Source organism: Bradyrhizobium sp. ERR14 (assembly GCF_014198235.1).
Taxonomy (GTDB): Bacteria; Pseudomonadota; Alphaproteobacteria; order Rhizobiales; family Xanthobacteraceae; genus Bradyrhizobium.
In genome coordinates this window covers 1,044,721-1,061,472 of sequence record NZ_JACIHD010000001.1, presented here as the reverse complement: position 1 = coordinate 1,061,472, position 16,752 = coordinate 1,044,721, and the positions used below count along the sequence as shown (strand labels likewise).

The following is a 16,752-nucleotide window of genomic DNA, read 5'->3' as shown; positions in this document are numbered from 1 at the left end:
ACAACTCCATCATTTCACGGCCCCGGCAGTCAGGCCGCGGACAAAGTATTTGCCACCAAGGAGATAGATCAACAGCGTCGGGAGCGCCGCGATGATCACCGCGGCGCTCTGCACGCCGTGCTGCGGGATGTCTGCGACTGCAGCGGACAGCGCGATGAGAGCGGCCGTGACGGGCTGCTGCTGGCCGCTCGTGAACGTCACGCCATAGAGGAACTCGTTCCAGATATGCGTGAACTGCCAGATCACGGTGACGATCAGGATCGGCGGCGAGAGCGGCAGGATGATGCGCCAGAAGATGCGGAAGAACCCGGCGCCGTCGATGCGCGCGGCCCTGATCAATTCATGGGGGATGGCGACATAATAGTTGCGGCAGAACAGCGTGGTGAAGGAGAGCCCCTGGATCGTGTGAATCAGCACGAGGCCCGCCAGCGTGTTGATGAGACCGATGTCGCGCAGCACGATGGTCCAGGGAAGCAGGCGCATCTGCTGGGGCAGGAACAGGCCGAGGGTCACGATGCCGTAGATCCAGGTGTCGCCGCGAAAGCGCCAGAGCGATACGGCGTAGCCGGCGACGGCACCGAGCAGGGTCGAGAAGATCGTCGCAGGAATCGTGACGAGGGCGGAGTTCAGCATGTACGGCCGGATGCCGGCGCAGGTCTCGGCGACGCAGAAGCCGCTCCAGGCAGCCAGGTAGTTGCTCCAGGCCCAGTGCTGCGGCCAGCCGATCATCGAGCCCTGCGCGATTTCCTCGTTGCTGCGGAGCGAGTTCAGCACGACAACAGCCAATGGCGCGAGCCATGCTGCAGCGATCAGCAGGACGATGAGGTAGATCAAGATCCGGCTTGGTGCGAAGGTCCGCTCACGCATGGGCGGCCCGCCGTCGCTGGACATATCGCCACGCCGCATACGGCAGCAGCACCGCGAGAAGAATGAGCAACATGAGCACCGCCGCCGCCGCGCCCCGGCCGAGCAGGCTGCGCTGGAACATCAGGTCGTAGACGACCAGTGCCGGCAGCTGGGTCGCGATTCCCGGTCCGCCATTGGTGAGCGCGCGCACGAGGTCGAACGTGGAAATCGCGAACTGCAACTGGATCACGACGACGGTGATGGTGATCGGCCAAAGCGACGGCAGAATGATGCGCCGGTAGATTCGGATCGGTCCCGCGCCGTCGATCTGCGCGGCCTTGATGATGTCGGTGTCGACCGAGCGAAGGCCGGCAAGGAACAGCGCCATGGCGAAGCCCGAGGATTGCCAGATCGCGGCGATCACAATGGTCCAGATCGCCATGTCGCGGTCGATCAGCCAGTCGAACTTGAAGGAGGTCCAGCCGAGGTCGTGGACCAGCTTCTGGATTCCAAGGCCAGGATTGAGCAGCCAACTCCAGACCGTGCCGGTGACCACGAACGACACCGCAAGGGGATAGAGGAAGATGGATCGCAGCAGGTTCTCGCCGCGAATGCGCTGATCGAGCAGGATCGCAAGGGCGAGGCCTGTCACCAAGCTCAGCAGCACGAAAGCGCTGCCAAACAGCAGCAGATTGTCGAAGGCGATCTGCCAATTCCGCGACGCCGCGACCGCCGAGTAGTTGCGCAAGCCCACCCAGCCCGAGACGGGGATCAGCGTCGATGGCGTGAACGAGATCCAGATCGTCCACAGCGAGAACGAGACGAGGTGCGCGGCCGACAGCAGCAGCGGCACCCAGATCATCAGATATTCGGGCAGCCGGCGCACCCATTCGGGAAGCGCCGGCCGGCCCGGTCTGATCGAGACGGCATTGCTCAACGCGCGCCCTCGATGGCCTCGGCGAGACGGGTGGCTGCCTGCTCGGGCTTGATCGTCTTGTTCTTCACGTACTCCGTGATCACGTCGATCATCGCGGCGGTCATGCCGTTTTCCTGCGCCATGTTGTGCGCAAGGCTCAGGACCGCCTGGTTGCTGGCGATCGCGTCCTTCAGGGCTGCCGCGGTCCGCCGCTGACCGTCCGTCCAGCCTTCGCCGGACAGATCGACGTCGGTGCGCACGGGGATCGATCCCGTGATCTGCGAGTACATGGTCTGGATCGCCGGATCCATGACGAGCTGGGCCATCAGGGTCTGGCCGGCTTGCAGGTCAGGCTCCTTGCGCTGCCAGAAGATGAAGGCATCGGCGTTCAACAGGAACACCGGCTTGCTATTGTCGCTCGGACCTGGCGCGATCATGAAGTCCTCGAACTTGAAGCCGGCATTGCGCAACACGCCCTGCGCCCAGCCGCCCATGATCATCATGCCCATGTCGCCGTCGATAAAGCGCTTGAGGTTGGTCGAGAAGTGCTGGGCGCCGACATTGGGGTCCATCCAGTCGGCGATCTTGCGCACCTGCGCGAACGCAGCCTTGATCTCGGGGCCCTCCAGGGCCTTCTTCTCGAGATTCATGATGGCGGCGCGGTATGCGAGGGGACTAATGCCGGCCAGGGCGGCTTCGAATTTTTGCCCGTCGTCGGGGCGGGTGCCGCCGTTGGCGACGGGATAGGGGACGCCGCCCGCTTTCATCTTCTCGGCGAGGTCGTTGAAGTCAGCCCAGGTGACGGGGACCTTGTCGGCCTTGGCCTTGTCCATCGCGCGCTTGGACAAGAACAGCATGTTGGTGCTGTAGATCTGCAACGGCAGTGCGATCCATTTGCCGCCCGGCTTGTGCAATTTCGCAAGGTCCGGCGCGACAACTTTCTCATAGCCGGCGGCCGCGACCACGGCGTCGAGATCGACAGTCGGGGCAATCTTCGACCAGGCTGCGATCTCGGGACCCTTGAGCTGCGAGCAGGCCGGCGGATCGCCGGCCATGATCTGGGCCCGCAGCTTGTTCATCATCTCGGTGGTGAAACCGGGGACGGGTGAGTGCTGCCAGACGCCGCCTTTCTCCTCGAACGTCTTGCCGAGCGCGGTGATGGCCGCCCCGTCGCTGCCCGCGGACCATTGTGAGATCGCGGTCAGGCGCGGCTTGACCGCGCCTTGCGCGCGGGCAAATGCCGGCAGTGCGAGCGTGGCAACGGATCCAGCGAGCAGACGGCGCCTTGTTGTCGTGATCGGCATGGCAGTTCCTCCCGGTGTGAACTCTCTTGCGCGCGAGCCGCGCAGCTTCAGGCCATCTCAGGCGGCCTCCGTCGACGCGGCCGGCATGCCGCCGCGGCAGGCGAGGCAGAACGCGGCGAAGGCCAGCGCGGCCCTGGGATCATTGCCGTTCGACGGCGGCACGAAAGCCAGCGACACTTGCGCATGCTTGCGGCCGCCGAGCAGGCAGGCATCGACGCCGTCAACCAGCGCTTTCCGATCGCCTTCCGCAAGGAGCGAAGGCCAGCCGGAGATGGCGACGCCGTGACAGGGCTTGACGTTCAGCGTGTTGCCGATCGCAAGCCCAAGGCGATACAGGCGATGCCGCAGCTCCTGGCGCACGCGCGAGGAGATCGGGATCGCAGTCACCCAATCGCTGCCGAGCTGGAGCAACTCCGGCTCGGGCACGCCGAGAAGCTCGGCCAGCGCCGGAAGCGAGGTATAGGCCTCGACACAGCCGAGGTGGCCGCAGCGACAGCGCGGTCCGCCTTCGCCAAACACCATGTGACCGAGCTCGATCGGCTGGAGCGCGTCGGTCTCGGCGGGATCATCCATCCAGGCGCCCGCAACGCCATGGCTGACAAACACGAACAGGTGCGTGTCATTGAACGGATAGTTTTCCGTGCGACAGCGATGGAATGTGGCGTGCGCCACGACCGAATTGGTGAATTCGACGGGCACGTCGGCGAACATCTCGCCGAACATGTCGCTGATGCGCCCGACGTCACAGGGAATGATGGGATTACCCGCGGCGCTGAGCCGGCCGAGGCCCGGAATGGAGACGCCGACCTGCGAGAGGACGACGCGGCGGCGCCGCGTCCAGTCGCGCAACAATGTCATCGCTTCGCGAAAGGCCCGGCCGACGGTCTCGACGGTCGGCGTCTTCGGCAGCGGTACGCGCTCGGTGTAGTGCAGCTCGCCCGACAGGCCGCCGACGCCGACGCTGAGGTGCTGAGCGGTCAGCTCGAAGGCTGCGAGGGCGACCGCTCCATCGAGCGACACGAGGCCGGTCGGGCCGCCGACGTAAGGGGCAGGGCGCCGTACTTCCTCGATCAGGCCTTCGGCCTTCAGGTCAAGCAGGATGCGCGACAGGCTCGCTTCGGAGAGGCGCACGGCCTTGGCCAGCGGCGGGCGAAACGAGCCGCCCGACTGAAGCAGATGGGTCAAAATGGCAGCGCGCGTCTGCCGCCGACTTCTCGGCTGCTCCGGCATTTCCATCCCTGTCGTAATTCTTACTTAGTGTAAGAATTTGCGCGCGGAGCGCTCTGACTGTCAAGGCGTTTGCAGCCGTAAGCGTGGACTTGTTGTTGTGCGCGGCAGCAAGAGTGTCACGGCCCGATTGGTCTCGTAGGGTGGGCAAAGCGAAGCGTGCCCACGACTTCGTATCTGTTGCGCTTTGCCCACCCTACGGCACCGCCCCAAAACAAAAACGGCGCCATCCTGCAATGGCGCCGTTCCGAAAGCCGTGTTGGCGAAAGACTTACTTGCGATCCTTGATCGCGACGTAATCGCGGCGGGTGACGCCGGTGTAGAGCTGGCGCGGGCGGCCAATCTTCTGCTGCGGGTCCTCGATCATCTCGCTCCACTGGCTGATCCAGCCGACGGTACGGGCGACCGCGAACAGCACGGTGAACATCGAGACCGGGAAGCCCATCGCCTTCAGCGTGATGCCCGAATAGAAGTCGACGTTCGGGTAGAGCTTGCGGTCGATGAAGTACTGGTCGCTGAGCGCGATCTTCTCGAGCTCGAGCGCCACCTTCAGCATCGGATCGTCGCCATGGCCGGTCTCCTTGAGCACGGCGTGACACATCTTCTGCATGATCTTGGCGCGCGGATCGTAGTTCTTGTAGACGCGATGACCGAAGCCCATCAGGCGGACTTCGGAGTTCTTGTCCTTCACCTTGGCGATGAATTCGGGAATCTTGTCCACGGAGCCGATCTCGGCGAGCATCGCGAGCGCTGCTTCGTTGGCGCCGCCATGCGCCGGACCCCACAGGCACGCGATGCCGGCGGCGATGCAGGCGAACGGGTTGGCGCCGGACGAGCCGGCGATGCGCACCGTCGAGGTCGAGGCGTTCTGCTCGTGGTCGGCGTGCAGGATGAAGATCTTGTCCAGCGCGTCAGCCAGCACCGGGTTGATCTTGTAGTCCTCGCACGGCACGGCGAAGCACATGTGCAGGAAGTTCTCGGCGAACTTGAGCGAGTTCTTCGGGTACACGAAGGGCTGGCCGACCGTGTACTTGTAGGCCATCGCCGCCAGGGTCGGGATCTTGGCGATCATGCGCATGGAAGCGATCATGCGCTGCTTCGGATCGTTGATGTCGGTGGAGTCGTGATAGAACGCGGCGAGCGCGCCGACCGCAGCCACCATGATCGCCATCGGATGGGCGTCGCGGCGGAAGCCTTGGAAGAAACGGGCCATCTGCTCGTGCACCATCGTGTGATGGGTCACGCGGTCGTCGAAATCCTTTTTCTGCGCGGCAGTCGGCAGATCACCGAACAGCAGGAGATAGCAGGTCTCGAGGAAGTCACCGTTCTCGGCGAGCTGCTCGATCGGGTAGCCGCGGTATTCCAGCACGCCCGCGTCGCCGTCGATATAGGTGATCTTGGACTGGCAGCTCGCGGTGGAGGTGAAGCCGGGATCGTAGGTGAACAGGCCGGACTGGCCGTAGAGCTTGCCGATATCGATGACATCAGGCCCGACGCTGCCGCTGTGGATCGGGAGATCGTAGTTCTTGTTTCCGACCGTCAGCGTAGCGGTCTTATTGCTCGGTTTTGCGTCCATCGTAGGTCCCCGATGAAATGTGAAGCGGGCCGGAGCCGGAGGCCCCCTTTGCGAGATGATGGGGCAGGCCGGATGTTCCAGAAGGTACGGGGGAGATGGGTATATTATTGCTGTGTGCGCTGCAAGATCACCGCACGCATGCTCGACTTACGTCGTAGACTGATCTTTAAGCCGGCCGAGGCTTTCCTGGCGTCCCAGGACGTCCAAAACCTCAAATATACCAGGCGACGTCGTCCGTCCGGTCAGCGCGGCCCGCAAGGGTTGGGCGACCGCGCCGAGCTTGAGACTATTTTCCTCGGCAAAAGCGCGCAGCGCAGCTTCGGTGGTGGCGCCGCTCCACGTCTCGACTTTCTCCAGCGCGGAATGAAGCTGGCCGATCAGCTTGCGGTTCTCTGGCGTCAGCAGCGCTTGCGCCTTGGGATCGAGCTCCAGCGGCCGGTCGGCGAAGATGAAATAAGCGCTGTCGATCAGCTCGATCAGCGTCTTGGCGCGCTCCTTCAGGGCCGGCATGGCCTTGAGAAGCTGGGCGCGCGTGGTGTCGTTTAACTTGGCCTTAAGCTCGTCGCGCGCGGGCACGAGATGGTCGAGCACGTCCTCGAACATCTTCACGAGTGATTGATCGTCGGCGTGGCGGATGTAGTGGCCGTTGAGGTTTTCCAGCTTGGCGAAATCGAAGCGGGCGGCGGCACGGCCGACGCTGGCGAGGTCGAACGCCGCGATCATCTCCTCGGTCGAGAAGATCTCCTGGTCGCCGTGGCTCCAGCCGAGCCGGACGAGGTAATTGCGTAGCGCGGCCGGCAAATATCCCATGGCGCGGTAGGCATCGACGCCGAGCGCGCCATGGCGCTTTGAGAGCTTCGAGCCGTCCGGGCCGTGGATCAGGGGGATGTGGGACATGCTCGGCAGAGCCCATCCCATCGCATCATAGATCTGCTTCTGGCGCGCGGCGTTGATCAGATGATCGTCGCCGCGGATCACATGGGTCACGCCCATGTCGTGGTCGTCGACCACCACAGCGAGCATGTAGGTCGGGTTGCCATCGCCGCGCAAAAGCACGAGGTCGTCGAGGTTCTCGTTCTGCCAGACGACGCGGCCCTGGACCTGGTCCTCGATCACGGTCTCGCCGGTCTGCGGCGCGCGCAGGCGGATCGTCGGCTTGACGTCGGACGGGGCTGCCGCGGGATCGCGGTCGCGCCACATCCCGTCATAGAGGCGGGTGCGCCCTTCCGCGCGCGCCTTCTCGCGCATGGCGGCGAGTTCCTCGGCGGTGGCGTAGCAGCGATAGGCCTTGCCGTCGGCGAGCAGCTGCTCGGCGACCTCGCGGTGGCGCGCGGCGCGGCTGAACTGGTAGATGACCTCGCCGTCCCAGCCGAGCTCCAGCCATTTCAGGCCGTCGAGGATGGCACCGATCGCAGCCTCCGTGGAACGCTCCCGGTCGGTGTCCTCGATCCGGAGCAGCATCTTGCCGCCGTGCTTCTTCGCGTACAGCCAGTTGAACAGCGCGGTGCGGGCGCCCCCGATATGGAGGAAGCCGGTCGGAGAGGGAGCGAAGCGGGTGACGATTGGGGATGTGGTCATTCGTGGCAGGTGGTGGACGATGAGGACAGGTCTCGCAAGCGCGTGGGTATAGCAGGAACCGGCGGCAACGAAAGCCGGAAATCATCAAGCGCTAAGCGTCGCTTCTGTTCCGCGTCGGCGGCTGTCGAGGCCCTTGACGCTGGTCAGCGATCAGGTGGCGCAACGAACTGCTTCGCTGCGGTGGCGTCGAACGGTCGGGTTTCAAATCCCCGGACCAGCCGCAAATCGGCCGTTCGCGGCGGAGTGTAGCGCACGCGGCCGTCCGCCAGGATCATGTGGAAACCGTCCTGTCTCCAATTCGGGATTGCCATCCAAAGCTGTTTCCCCGTGGCGATCTCGTATTCGACGAAGCCGCCGAAGTCGGCATCCCGTGCGACAATGTGCAGGCTATCGGACAGGAAGCGGATGTCATCCTTGTCGACATGCATGACAATGTGTCCGTCCGCGACATCGACGATGTCGGTGCCCCTGGAGACGCCACTGGCCGTGTAGTCCAAGCGGACAATCTTGAAACGGCCGTCAGCCGACAGGTCACGTCGGAGGTTTTCTGGCAGGGGGCCCTTGAGGCTCTTGCGTTCGACGACGCCGAGTTCGGCGATGATCCGATCGCAGAAAATTACGCCGCACTGCGCGTGAAAATTCGACGTGAGCGGTACGATCAACCCGCTTTTCTCGGACCGTGCCGGGCGCCAAGTGCCTTTCACGAAAACGGTACCTTCGTCGTCATTAATCAGCAGCGGATCGCCCGCATCCGAGAGCCGCAGAATGTCGCTGATTCTGCCATCGCCGACGTGATGCTCTCGTAGCGTCTTGCCGTTGTCGGAGGACCAGACCGCGACCGTCCCGCCTACTTTCGATGCGATCCAATGGCCGTTCGGGGACAGTACGATAGGCCGCCAATTCTCGGACCGCATGCTCCGGGGGATCTCGAAGGTCGCTTGTTTGCCTCCGCGCCTGACCGTCATCGACTGTCTCAACGACGAACCATCGCGCGATATATCGTGTAGGACGGCGATCGTCCTGTCGTCGTCGGAAACGGTGCCGTAGCCATCCGGACGAATGGAAGCGACTTTCCTGCCATTGCGGAGGTCCCATGCAGCCCACTCCGGACTGCCAGGAATTCCCCCACCTCTCAGGATCAATTCCCCTCCCGGAGCAATAGAGAAGTTCTGCTCGTACCCACCGTCGAAATCCAAGGGAACGCTGCACTTGTTGCCCAGGGTCTGGGTTGCCCTGGCCGTTTTGGGCCCTTTGTCCGGACCGAAATAGGCAATCTCGAAGACCGCAAAATCCAGATGATTGGGTTCGCTTTCGCCCCTGCTGTTGCCAAAGACGAGGTGCTTGCCATCGTAGTCGAACGCCGGAGGGCTGAAGCCGCAGGTATCGCTCGCAAGCCGGAAGAAGACCGCAGTCCTTTCCTGCTTCAAATCCCATATCTGGAACGCCTTCCAATCGGCGTCGCCGACGGAACCAACGATCGCGTAATCTTGCGCTGGATCGAGCGTAATCTCGTCGAACTGCTTCAATTGCGGGAAGTGGGACTGAAGATGATGGCGCGACAGCAGTTCTGGCGGAACACGGTTGCTGGCATCGTTGCTCTCGTAGGACAACGAAAGCTTCGCGATGTCGTGGAAATCCGCTGGCGGCGCGTTTGAGGCCGGCCGCCCCGTCGCCGCGTCCCAGGCGACGCTATGTCCATCGTAGTCCCGAGCGAAGACGGTCTTGCTGTCGGACGAAATTGACACGGCGGCAATGTGCAGGCCCGGGCTGGTGAGAATTCGCAGCGTGATGCCATTGTTGATGTCAATCAGCCGCGCCCCCGAAGCCCGGGGTGAGGTGGCGATGAACCACAGGCTGTTGGGCGCAATCAGGAAGGCCCGGTTACCCCCGGCCTCGGTTTGCGGGGTTGCGACGAAGCCCTTGAGTTCACCCCGGCCGGGACTCTCAACGGTCGTGCCGCCGGCAGCCGCTTGAGCTTCCTCCGCGAGGGTCGGATTGGCACTGCCACATGCAAACACGATGAGTGCCATTGCCAGGAAGGCGGCGAAGCGAGCGACGACCGTCATGAATGGAGAACCTCGGAGCATCCTGCGGTGTGGCAAGTATGCCATCCATGGAGTGCGAAATTCGAGAAAATCTACCTATAATAGTTGCTGAAGAGCTTACGACTGACGCGAAACCGGGCTTGGCTCAGCCTCCCGAATTTGGCAGAAGGACCGCTGATTTCCCTGCAGGATTTTCGTAATGACAGAACCGGTGGCGATTGAGGTTGGGCGCGATTTCATTCGTGACATCATCCAGGCCGACCTCGATCAGGGCAAATACAGGGAGGTCGTGACCCGGTTCCCGCCGGAGCCGAACGGCTATTTGCATATCGGCCATGCCAAGTCGATCGCGCTCAATTTCGGCATCGCCCAGGAGTTTCCTGGCCGCTGCCATCTGCGTTTCGACGACACCAACCCGGTCAAGGAAGAGCAGGAATATATCGATTCCATCCAGGCCGACGTGCGCTGGCTCGGCTTCGACTGGGGCAAGAACCTGTTCTTTGCCTCGGACTATTTCGAGCGCCTGTACGAATGGGCGGAGCAGCTGATCCGCGACGGGCTCGCCTATGTCGACGACCAGACCCAGGAGGAGATCCGCTTCTCGCGCGGCACGCTGACCGAGCCCGGCAAGAATTCGCCGTTCCGCGACCGCAGTGTCGACGAAAACCTCGACCTGTTCCGCCGCATGAAGGCCGGTGAATTCCCGAACGGCACGCGGGTGCTGCGGGCCAAGATCGACATGGCCGCGGGCAACATCAATCTGCGCGACCCCGTGTTGTACCGCATCCTGCATGCGCATCATCCGCGCACCGGCACCAAGTGGCACATCTATCCGAGCTACGATTACGCGCACGGCCAGTCGGACGCCATTGAAGGCATCACGCATTCGATCTGCACGCTGGAGTTTGAGGACCACCGGCCGCTCTACGACTGGTTCATCGAAAAACTGCCGGTGCCGTCGCAGCCGCACCAGTATGAATTCGCGCGGCTGAACCTCACCTATACGCTGCTGTCCAAGCGCGTGCTGACCCAGCTCGTCCGCGACGGCCATGTCGCAGGCTGGGACGATCCGCGCATGCCGACGATGGCGGGGATGCGCCGCCGCGGCGTGCCGCCGGCCGCGCTGCGTGAATTCGTCAAGCGCATCGGCGTTGCCAAGGCCAACAGCGTGGTCGACGTCGGCATGCTCGAGTTCTGCATCCGCGAGGAGCTGAACCGCACGTCGCAGCGACGCATGGGCGTGCTGCGCCCGCTCAAGGTGGTGATCGAGAACTATCCGGAAGGGCAGACCGAGGAGCTCGAGGCGATCAACCATCCGGACGATCCCTCGGCGGGCACGCGGAAAATCACGTTCGGCCGCGAGCTCTATATCGAGCAGGACGACTTCATGGAGAATCCGCCGAAGAAGTTCTTCCGCCTGTCGCCGGGCAACGAGGTGCGGCTGCGCTACGCCTATTTCGTCAAATGCACCGGCGTGATCAAGAACGATGCCGGCGAGGTGGTGGAGCTGCGCTGCACCTACGATCCCGCGACCAAGGGCGGCAACGCGCCCGACGGCCGCAAGGTCAAGGCGACGATGCACTGGCTGCCGGCGGCGAATTCGGTGCCCGCGGAGATCCGCATCTACAACCAGCTGTTCGCCAATCCGAGCCCGGACGCCTCGAATTTCGCGGCGGATCTCAATCCGCAGTCGCTGGAGATCCTCGCGGACGCGCGGATCGAGGCATCGGTCGCACAGAGCAATTCGACCGAGCCGATGCAGTTCGAGCGCCAGGGCTATTTCGTGCGCGACAAGGACTCGACGCCCGGCAAGCCGGTGTTCTCGCGCACCATCGGCCTGCGCGACACGTTCGCGAAGGAAGTCGCGAAAGGTTGAGGCGCACATGAGCAGCGAAGCCGACGCCATCGTTTCCGCCATCATCGCGAAATGGTGCGCCGGCTTCGCGACTCTCGATGCGGCCGCGCTGTCATCGCTCTATTCGAAGAGCGCGTTCTTCTTCGGCTCCAACCCAAGACTCTATCGGGGCAGGGACGGCGTTGCCGATTATTTCAACGGCCTGCCGCGCTGGCGCAAGCCAAGCGCTGTGTTTTCCGATGTGAACGCAGCGCAGGCCGGCCCTGATCTGATCAACATGGCCGCGACCATCACGTTCGATCTCGCGGGCGAGCGGGACGATCTCATCGTCAAGATGAGCTGGGTGATCGTCCGCGAGGACGGCGGTTGGAAGATCGTCAATCACCACGCCTCGTCGCGGACATCGCTGATCTAGCGGCAGCGGAACGTCCTGCGTCCTGACGCAAGGCGGTTGCTGGGGCCCTTTCCAGCGACATACGTGTCAGGATTGGCGCCCCGGATCAGCGCAGCGGCAACATAACGCAGGTTGGATGGATGCATTTTCATCGGTGCGCCCCATCTAATTGGAAGAGGGGAGGTGAGCATTATGCGCATCCAACATTGGCAAGATGCTGCCAGCCTGTTGGTCGGCGTATGGCTGGTCCTGTCGTCCTTCATCCTGGGCTTGTCCGGAGCGGCTGTCTGGATCACCATCGCGCTCGGGCTCGGCGTCGTGCTCTTTGCCGTAGAAGCGTTTGTCATCCCGTCATATCTGGAAGAGTGGGGAGAAATGCTGCTGGGTCTGGCTCTTGTGCTGGCGCCTTGGACCATTGGCTATGAGTCAGCATCAGCCACGGTGAGCAGCGTATTGTCGGGCATATTGGTGATCTTGCTCGGCGGCTGGGAACTGATGACCGATCGTGACTTCACCGCCTGGTGGCACGATCGCTGGCATCATCCAGCCGGCTGACAAGAGCGGTTAGCCGAACTTCGCCGACCTCTATCCACTGACGGTCGGAGAGGGGGGATTTGGCTCCGGCATTCCGAAGGAAATGTGCGGTGCAGGGCCTCGCGGTCCTGCACCAGGTCATCCCATCACAAGCCATCACAATGCGGCTCTGGGCTCGATCGGTTGCCAGATGCTGATCTTGCGCGTCTCCGGCATCAGGAAGACAGCGAGCACGAAGCACACCGCGGGGACCACGATCGGGTAGATCAGTGCGTAGCCGATGCTGCCGGTCGCGGCGAATGCCGCCGAGGTGATGAACGGCACCAATCCGCCACCCCAGCCGTTGCCGATGTGGTACGGCACGGAGACCGACGTGTACCTGATCCTGGCGGGGAAGAATTCTGCCAGAAATGCGCCGACCGGCCCGTACACCATCCCGACGTAGCAAACGAGGATGAAGATGATGAAGATAGCGGTCGGATAGTTGATGTTTCCGGGCTGCGTGACCGATCCCAGCCACAGATACAGCGGATAGTACGTGATCGCGGCGAGCAGCATGCCTCCGAGGATCACCGGCTTGCGGCCGATCTGATCCGACAGCCAGCCAAAGAAGATCAGGCTCGGCGTTGCAATGAGCAATGCTGCTCCCACGATGTAGGCCGAGGTCAGCGGGTCCACCTTGGAGACCTGCTGCAGAAAGTATAGCGCCCAGAATTGACCACTGTACCAGACCACGCCCTGTCCGATCAGGACCACGATGGCGATCCCGATGTATTTGATGTTCGAGCTGAGGAAGGCCTCCTTCCACGGATTCCTCGTCATATTTCCGCGGGCCTTGATCTCCTGGAAGATCGGCGTCTCCTGGAGCTGGAGGCGAATATAGATCGCGATGGCCACCAGCAGGAAGGACACCAGGAACGGAATGCGCCACGCCCATTCGTCGAAGGCCTGATTGCCGGCATAGGTTCGGGTCAGGATGATGACTGCCAGCGATACCACGATCCCGAGAGTCGGAGAGGTCTGTAGCCAGCCGGTGTAGTAGCCGCGCTTGTCGTCAGGCACATGCTCGGCAACATAGGTGATGGCGCCACCATATTCGCCGCCCAGGCACAGCCCCTGGATCATGCGCAAGCCGAAGAGAAGGATCGCAGCCGTCAGCCCGATCGACTGGTAGGTTGGGATCAATCCGATCGCTCCCGTGCCCAGTCCCATTCCGCTGAGCGTGACGAGAAACGTATATTTGCGGCCGACCCGGTCACCCATCCATCCGAACAGGAATGCTCCCACCGGACGGATCAGAAATCCTGCCGTGAACAGCGCGATCGTGCTGAGCAGGGCGGCGATGGGGTGGGACTGCTCAAAGAACTTGACCGATAGAACTGCGGCCAGGCTGCCAAAGATATAGAAATCATACCATTCGATGATGTTTCCTACCGACGCAGCGATGATCACGCGGCGAAAATCGCTCGGTACCTGCATGTGCGCCTCCTATGGTTTCAAAACGCCTCCTCGCTTGATTCAGCGTCGATCTTCTCGCGGAGAGCGTGATGCGCGGCGTTGCAGGCGCCAATTCAAAGAGTTGCGTCGGCAACGTCTGACCTCAGGCGCGTTTGGCGCCACCTGAGAAGAGCTCCGGCGGCCTTAGAGCCGCGAGCCACCACTGCCTGCCCGTCTGTCAGGGAGGCGGGGAACCGTAGTGTAATCCCACCACGGGCTGCCAACTTATGAGACTTTCGGCTCAATCGATCTGACACGGGGCGTTTTTGCGACAGAGATCGCAAGGACTCGAATTGTCCGCGACGTCTGGTAACCAGCGAACGGAAAGGCGTCTCAGGCGTTGTGAGGGGGCCGGAAAAGGAACCCACCATGCAGAATATCGCAGAGCATATGGAAGTCATCGGCGCCGACGGCGTCCACGTCGGCACGGTCGATCGCGTCGAAGGCAATCGCATCAAGTTGACCAAGAAGGACAGCGGTGAGGGTAGCCACAAAGGCCATCATCATTTCATCGACAAGGGTCTCGTTGCCGATGTCGAGGGTAACAAGGTGCGGCTCTCTGCCAAGGCGTCGGTCGCCGTGACCATGGAAGAGGAAAAGTAGGGCGCCTTCTCGCGTTCCCGATCTGTACCGCTATTCGCGCGGTCGCACGTTCCGGTAGCCTCACTGCCAGTCGCGTCGCGTTAGGTGCAGGGATATGGCGGAGCCGGGCCGGCCAATACGCTCCCAGGGAGTTGCCGGGACGTGGCCGGTCGGCCGTGCTGCACCGGCTGGCGGCTTTGCCCCCGCGGGCTTTGGAGCTTGGCCGGCAATCGTCGAGACGCTGCGTGAATGGGCCCGCGCCGAGGCCGGCGCGGGGCGACTGTTGCCGTGGGTGCCGGTCGCCTTCGGCGGCGGCATCGCCCTTTATTTTGCCGCCGATCATGAGCCAGTGCTGTGGGTCGTTGCCGCGACGGCGATCGCGCTCACGTTTGGCGCGATCCTGTTGCGGCGGAGCCGGCTCTTTGCGCCTGCGATCATGATTGCGGCGGTCGCTTCCGGCTTTGCCGTGGCGACCTGGAAGACGGCGCGCATCGCCCACCCCGTGCTGGCCAAGCCGCTCTATTCGGTGTCGCTGTCGGGTTTCGTCGAGGCCCGCGATATCCGCGAGCGCACCGATCGTTTCGTGCTGCGCGTCACCGCGATGGAGGCGCAGCGCAGCGAGGTCAAGCTGGAGCGCGTCCGGCTGTCGGTGCGCAAGGGCACTGCACCCGAGGTCGGCAGCTTCGTGCAGCTCAAGGCGCGGCTGATGCCGCCGCTTTCGCCGGTGCGTCCCGGCAGCTACGACTTTTCGCGCGACATGTTCTTTCAGGGCATCGGCGCTTCCGGCTTCGTGATGGGCGCGATCACGGCCTCAATCCCGCCCGATGCCGGTGGCCTGCGGCTGCGCTATGCCGCCTTCATGCAAGGCCTGCGCGATACGATCGATGCGCGCATCCGGGCCACGCTTGAGGGCGATAACCGCGCGATCGCGACAGCGCTGCTCACCGGGCGGCGCGATGCGATTTCCACGCCGGTCAACGACGCGATGTTCATCTCGGGGCTCGGGCACGTGCTCTCGATCTCCGGCTATCACATGGCGGTCGTCGCCGGCGTGGTCTTCTTCGCGGTGCGCGCATTGCTGGCCTTGATCCCGGGACTTGCGGCCGGCTTTGCCATCAAGAAATGGTCGGCGGCCGCAGCGCTGGTCGCGGCTGCGTTTTATCTGCTGCTGTCGGGCGCGGAGGTCGCGACACAGAGATCGTTCTTCATGACGGCGGTGGTGCTGATCGCAGTGATGGTCGATCGCCGCGCCATCACCTTCCGCACGCTCGCAGTGGCGGCGCTGATCGTGCTCGCGGTCGCACCGGAGGCGCTGGTGCATCCGAGTTTTCAGATGTCGTTCGCCGCGACGCTCGGACTTGTTGCGCTGGTGCAGATCGGCATGCCGAACCTGTTTGCGTCCCCCGATCATTCGGCGACAGCGCGGATCGCGCTGTGGGGCGGCCGCGAGATCGCGATGCTGTTCCTGGCCTCGCTGATCGCAGGGCTTGCGACCACGCCCTACGCCGCCTTCCACTTCCACCGCGTCACGCCCTACGGCGTGCTCGCCAACCTCGGCGCGATGCCGGTGGTCTCTGCGCTGGTGATGCCGGCGGGGCTGTTGGGCCTGCTCGCAGCGCCGTTCGGGCTCGACGGCGTGTTCTGGTGGCTGATGGGGATCGGGATCGACTGGATGGTCGCGGTCTCGCGCTGGGTGGCGGCACTGCCGGGCGCGGTCGGCCGCATCCCGGCCTTCGGCATCGCGCCGCTGATCGCAGCGAGCCTGGGGGTCATCGTGATGGGCCTGTTGCGCACGCCCCTGCGCTGGGGCGGTGCCGTGGTGCTGCTGCTTTCCATCGGTTGGGGGCTGTCGGTGCGGCAGCCCGATATCCTGATCGCCGGGGACGGCGCGAGCGTCGCGGTGCGGGGCGCGGACGGGCGTTTGCATCTGATCAGGGCAGGCAAGGACAATTTCCTGCTGAAGGAGTGGTTGTCTGCCGACGCTGATCCGCGCGATGCCGGCAGTAGCGCGCTGGCGAGCGGCATATCGTGCGACGAGTCCGGCTGCGTGACGCCGCTCGCCGACGGACGGCTGGTCGCGCTGGCCTCGCGCATCGACGCGTTGGCGGACGATTGCAGCCGCGCCGCGCTGGTGGTGACGTCGCGGCCCGCGCCGCCGGATTGTGCCGCGATGGTGGTGGATCGGCAGCGGCTCGCTCGCCAGGGCGCGCTGGCATTGACGCAGCGCGGCGACGGCTTTTCGGTTCAGGCGGTGAGGGCGAGCGGCACGAACCGCCCGTGGTCACCGGCCGGTGTCGGCGAAGGTGATTTCGACGGCAGCCTCGTGCCGAAGGCGGCTCCCCGCACCCGCGATGCAACGCCATCGGAGACAGACTTGCAGGCCGACGATTGACGCCAT

Annotated in this window: 13 protein-coding genes; 5 read left to right on the top strand and 8 right to left on the bottom strand. The window is 63.5% G+C overall.

Features of this window, described 5'->3' with window-relative positions; translation table 11 throughout:
• Positions 1 to 9 precede the first annotated feature (9 nt).
• The 7 genes from GGD62_RS05230 to GGD62_RS05200 all read right to left on the bottom strand — a co-directional run bounded on the left by GGD62_RS05230 (position 10) and on the right by GGD62_RS05200 (position 9,513).
• On the bottom strand, positions 10 to 867 hold the full coding sequence (locus GGD62_RS05230; protein WP_179738723.1) for a carbohydrate ABC transporter permease: 858 nt from the start codon (positions 865 to 867) through the stop codon (positions 10 to 12).
• Positions 860 to 1,783, bottom strand: coding sequence for a carbohydrate ABC transporter permease (locus tag GGD62_RS05225; protein WP_183707393.1), 924 nt, complete (start codon positions 1,781 to 1,783; stop codon positions 860 to 862). The genes GGD62_RS05230 and GGD62_RS05225 overlap by 8 nt, the downstream gene beginning before the upstream one ends.
• The gene (locus GGD62_RS05220; RefSeq protein WP_183707391.1) at positions 1,780 to 3,066 is read right to left on the bottom strand and encodes an ABC transporter substrate-binding protein; all 1,287 of its coding nucleotides are present in this window, start codon (positions 3,064 to 3,066) and stop codon (positions 1,780 to 1,782) included. Before GGD62_RS05220 ends, GGD62_RS05225 begins: the two co-directional genes overlap by 4 nt.
• 57 nt (positions 3,067 to 3,123) lie before the next feature.
• Complete coding sequence (locus GGD62_RS05215) at positions 3,124 to 4,302, bottom strand: ROK family transcriptional regulator (protein ID WP_179738720.1); 1,179 nt, start codon at positions 4,300 to 4,302, stop codon at positions 3,124 to 3,126.
• Positions 4,303 to 4,564: 262 nt separating this feature from the next.
• Positions 4,565 to 5,869: a citrate synthase gene (gene gltA / locus GGD62_RS05210; protein ID WP_018320224.1), complete on the bottom strand. Its 1,305-nt coding sequence runs from the start codon at positions 5,867 to 5,869 to the stop codon at positions 4,565 to 4,567.
• 147 nt (positions 5,870 to 6,016) lie between these two features.
• Positions 6,017 to 7,447 (bottom strand): glutamate--tRNA ligase, encoded by a 1,431-nt coding sequence (gltX, locus tag GGD62_RS05205; RefSeq protein ID WP_018320225.1) that lies wholly within the window; start codon positions 7,445 to 7,447, stop codon positions 6,017 to 6,019.
• Between the two features lie 143 nt (positions 7,448 to 7,590).
• Positions 7,591 to 9,513 carry a hypothetical protein gene (locus GGD62_RS05200; RefSeq protein WP_183707389.1) on the bottom strand — a complete coding sequence of 641 codons (1,923 nt, stop codon included), beginning with the start codon at positions 9,511 to 9,513 and terminating at the stop codon, positions 7,591 to 7,593.
• A gap of 178 nt (positions 9,514 to 9,691) precedes the next feature.
• Between GGD62_RS05200 and GGD62_RS05195 the strand changes: the two genes are divergently transcribed.
• From GGD62_RS05195 to GGD62_RS05185, 3 genes are all read left to right on the top strand, one after another.
• Positions 9,692 to 11,368, top strand: a complete 1,677-nt coding sequence (locus GGD62_RS05195; protein WP_183707387.1) for a glutamine--tRNA ligase/YqeY domain fusion protein — start codon at positions 9,692 to 9,694, stop codon at positions 11,366 to 11,368.
• Between the two features lie 7 nt (positions 11,369 to 11,375).
• Complete coding sequence (locus GGD62_RS05190) at positions 11,376 to 11,762, top strand: nuclear transport factor 2 family protein (RefSeq protein ID WP_092257165.1); 387 nt, start codon at positions 11,376 to 11,378, stop codon at positions 11,760 to 11,762.
• Between the two features lie 171 nt (positions 11,763 to 11,933).
• Positions 11,934 to 12,296, top strand: coding sequence for an SPW repeat protein (locus GGD62_RS05185; protein ID WP_018320230.1), 363 nt, complete (start codon positions 11,934 to 11,936; stop codon positions 12,294 to 12,296).
• A gap of 135 nt (positions 12,297 to 12,431) precedes the next feature.
• On the opposite strand, the gene GGD62_RS05180 is transcribed toward GGD62_RS05185, so the two are convergent.
• Positions 12,432 to 13,754 (bottom strand): MFS transporter, encoded by a 1,323-nt coding sequence (locus GGD62_RS05180; RefSeq protein ID WP_183707385.1) that lies wholly within the window; start codon positions 13,752 to 13,754, stop codon positions 12,432 to 12,434.
• Positions 13,755 to 14,141: 387 nt separating this feature from the next.
• On the opposite strand from GGD62_RS05180, the gene GGD62_RS05175 reads away from it, so the two are divergent.
• Together GGD62_RS05175 and GGD62_RS05170 are read left to right on the top strand one after the other, a co-directional pair.
• On the top strand, positions 14,142 to 14,375 hold the full coding sequence (locus GGD62_RS05175; protein WP_024341296.1) for a DUF2171 domain-containing protein: 234 nt from the start codon (positions 14,142 to 14,144) through the stop codon (positions 14,373 to 14,375).
• A 94-nt stretch (positions 14,376 to 14,469) separates the two neighbouring features.
• Complete coding sequence (locus tag GGD62_RS05170; RefSeq protein WP_183707383.1) at positions 14,470 to 16,746, top strand: ComEC/Rec2 family competence protein; 2,277 nt, start codon at positions 14,470 to 14,472, stop codon at positions 16,744 to 16,746.
• Positions 16,747 to 16,752: the final 6 nt, after the last annotated feature.